General features: G+C 72.4%; 3 protein-coding genes and 1 pseudogene. 3 read left to right on the forward strand and 1 reads right to left on the reverse strand.

Annotated elements, in window-relative coordinates:
• Window positions 1–259: pseudogene (locus tag N869_RS17960) on the forward strand (hypothetical protein); the annotation flags it as partial.
• A gap of 84 nt (window positions 260–343) precedes the next feature.
• Window positions 344–745: a GntR family transcriptional regulator gene (locus N869_RS13995; RefSeq protein ID WP_035062600.1), complete on the forward strand. Its 402-nt coding sequence runs from the start codon at window positions 344–346 to the stop codon at window positions 743–745.
• 47 nt (window positions 746–792) lie between these two features.
• Here the strand turns inward: N869_RS13995 and N869_RS14000 are convergent, their stop codons facing one another.
• Complete coding sequence (locus N869_RS14000; RefSeq protein WP_035062601.1) at window positions 793–2,442, reverse strand: methyl-accepting chemotaxis protein; 1,650 nt, start codon at window positions 2,440–2,442, stop codon at window positions 793–795.
• 228 nt (window positions 2,443–2,670) lie between these two features.
• Here N869_RS14000 and N869_RS17475 point away from each other — a divergent pair, with 228 nt between their 5' ends.
• Complete coding sequence (locus N869_RS17475; RefSeq protein WP_035062602.1) at window positions 2,671–2,892, forward strand: hypothetical protein; 222 nt, start codon at window positions 2,671–2,673, stop codon at window positions 2,890–2,892.
• The last annotated feature ends 118 nt before the right edge of the window (window positions 2,893–3,010 follow it).

A 3,010-nucleotide genomic window follows, 5' to 3' on the forward strand; every position in this document is an offset into this window, starting at 1 on the left:
CCTCGCGGACGGCGTGCGCCTGGACCTCGCCGGCTCCTACCGGGCGCCGCGCGCCACCGCCGTCGAGCGCCCGACGGACCTGGGCGGGGCCTCGACCCCCGACCCGGCCGCCCTCACCGACTTCGCCTGGGGCACAGGCGTCGACCTGCGCCTGGACGGTCAGGCGTTGACGTGGATGACGAGCAACGGGCCGCGGTACGGGTTCACCCCCGGAGCCTCGGGTCAGCCCTGGCACTGGACGTACCGACCCACCCACTGAGCCTGCACCGGGCGCGGGTTTGACTCCGGGGCCCCTTCACGGCACTGTTCATGCCGCTTGATCAATGAACAGCGAAGGAGTGGTGTGACCCTCCACGTCCGCCTGGACCCCGACTCCCCCATCCCCCACTACGAGCAGATCCGCGCCCAGGTCGCCGCCGCCGTCACCGCGGGGCACCTGCGACCCGGGCAACGGCTGCCCACCACCCGGGCCCTCAGCGCGACCCTCGACGTCGCCACCGGCACCATCGCCCGCGCCTACCGTGAGCTCGAGGCCGAGGGCCTGGTCCTCTCCCGCCGACGGCACGGCACCACCGTCACCGACCGCGACACCCACCCCGACCCCACCGTCGGCCACGCGGCCCTCAGGCTGGTCTCCGCGGCCCGCGCCCACGGGATGGGCGACCGCGAGATCCACGACCTCCTCACCGCCGCGATCGCCACCCACGACGCCAGCCGCGGAGGACGCGACCAGCCCCCCGCCTGACACGCAGACGGAGGGCTGGGGCACACCAGACGTCAGGACGCCGGACGTCAGAACCGGAACCGGTGCACCAGCTCCTTCATCTGCACCGCCAGGCCCGACAGCTCTGCCGCCGCCTCCCGGCCCGCGCGCAACGACTCCGCCGCGTCCGACGTGGACCGCGCCACACCCGAGATTCCGGCCGCGATCTCACCGGTGCCGTCCGCGGCCTGGTCGACCCCCCGGCTCATCTCGTCGGTGGTGGCGTTCTGCTCCTCCACCGCCGAGGCGATCGTCGACTGGTACTCGTCGATCTGCTGGACGATCGCGGTGATCTCGCCGATCGCGCCCATCGCGCTGTCGGTGTCGCCCTGGATGACGTCGATGCGGTGCGCGATGTCCTCCGTGGCCCGCGCCGTCGCCTGCGCCAGCTCCTTGACCTCGCCGGCCACCACCGCGAAACCCTTGCCGGCCTCCCCCGCACGAGCAGCCTCGATCGTGGCGTTCAGCGCCAGCAGGTTCGTCTGCTCCGCGATCGACGTGATCGTCCGCACCACGGTGCCGATCTCGGCCGAGGAGTCGCCCAGGCGCCCCACCGTCTCGTTCGTGGAGCGGGCCGCGACCACCGCGCGCGCCGCCACCTCGCTCGCCGCGGTCGCGTTCCGGGCGATCTCACGGATCGAGGAGCTCATCTGCTGTGCCCCCGTCGCCACGCTCTGCACGTTGCCCGACACCTGGTCGGCAGCAGCCGCCACGTCCCCCGCCCGGGCGCTGGCCTCATCGGCCCGGTCGCCGGTGCTCGCCGTCGTGCAGGCGATCGTCGCCGCGTGTCCCGCGACCTCCTCCGAGGTCCCCGCGAGCGTGCCGAGCATCGGTCGCAACCGCTCGGTCGCGGACGTCACGGCGGCCGCCATCCGTGCGACCTCATCACTTCCGCTGACGTGCACCGTGCGGGTCAGGTCACCGTCGCCTAGCGCGTCGACGACCTCGGCGACCTGCCCCAGACGGCCCGAGACACCCCGGGCGACCGCCACCGCGATCACGACGCCCACCGACAGGCCGACGGTCAGAGAGAGCACGACGTTCACCAAGGACGTCCGGAGCGCCTGGCCGGCGGCGTCCGCGGCGGCATCGGCTTCAGCACCCTCGATCGCGGCAAGAGCGTCCAGCGTCTCGCTGAGGTTCGTGTTCAGGGCGGTGATCTGGTCGGACTCGGTGGGCAGCTCCCAGCCGGCCGGGGGCGTCGCGCCGAAGAACCACACGTCACGGAACGTCATGTAGGCGTCGAGGTGCTCGTCGAACTCCGCGAGGACGGCAGCGCGCTCGGGCGACTCGCCGGCCTCCGCCCGGTACGCGTCCAGCGCCTCGGCGATGCGGGCGTCGGCCGCGATGACGGCGTCGCGACCCTGGGCCTGCGCGGCCACGAACTCCGGGGTGTCGGGGGGCATCATCGACGAGAGGCCCGCCACGCCCACCAGCTCGTAGTACATCTCCATGAACCCGGCGCGGACGTCGCCCAGCTCGGTGGCCTGCTCGACGTTCACGTCCCGCATCGTCGTCACCCGTTGCTCCATGGTGTGCAAGCGGGCGAGCCCGACGACGGCGACGGCCACCGCGACCAGGCTCACACACGCCAACGACAGCAGGATCTTGGTCCGGACCGACCCGATCGGTCGACCGAGTCCCCGGCGGCCTGATGCCGCGCGCGCCATGCGTCCCATGGGGTTCCCTCCGTGCGGCCCACCGGGTGGAGGGCATCCACGGGCTGATCGGCCGCGCTCTCACCCGGGTGAGCGTCGGGCGACGCCGGATGCGGGTGAATGCACGCCGACGCCCCTGGGACCAGGCCGGACCGGGACCAAGGTCCGCGCCGACGCGACAGTCACAGACAGGTCACAGTGGCGAAGTTAACGCTCACTTTCGTGGCTCTCGGTGCCGATGAGAAGGACATGTCGACGATGACCGTGGTCGAGCTGACCGACCCCACGCCCCCCGTGACCGGGCTGAGCCTGGTACGGGACGAGGCCGTCGCCATGCCGGTCCCGTGCGCTGCACGACCCTCGACCAAGTTCGTCCACCTCGACGGACCCTGCGCATGCTTCTTCGGCGGCCCCGCACCGGAGTTCCCCGAGGTCACCCCCCTCACACGCCCCCACCTCACCCTCACCTGACCCCTCACCCCCACCCGCACCCGCACCCGCACCCGCACCCGCACCCGCACCCGCACCCAGATCGTGACTTTCGCGCGAGATCGTGAGTTGGAAGTCACGATCTCGGCCGAAACTCACG

Source organism: Cellulomonas bogoriensis 69B4 = DSM 16987 (assembly GCF_000767165.1).
GTDB classification, from domain to species: Bacteria; Actinomycetota; Actinomycetes; order Actinomycetales; family Cellulomonadaceae; genus Actinotalea; species Actinotalea bogoriensis.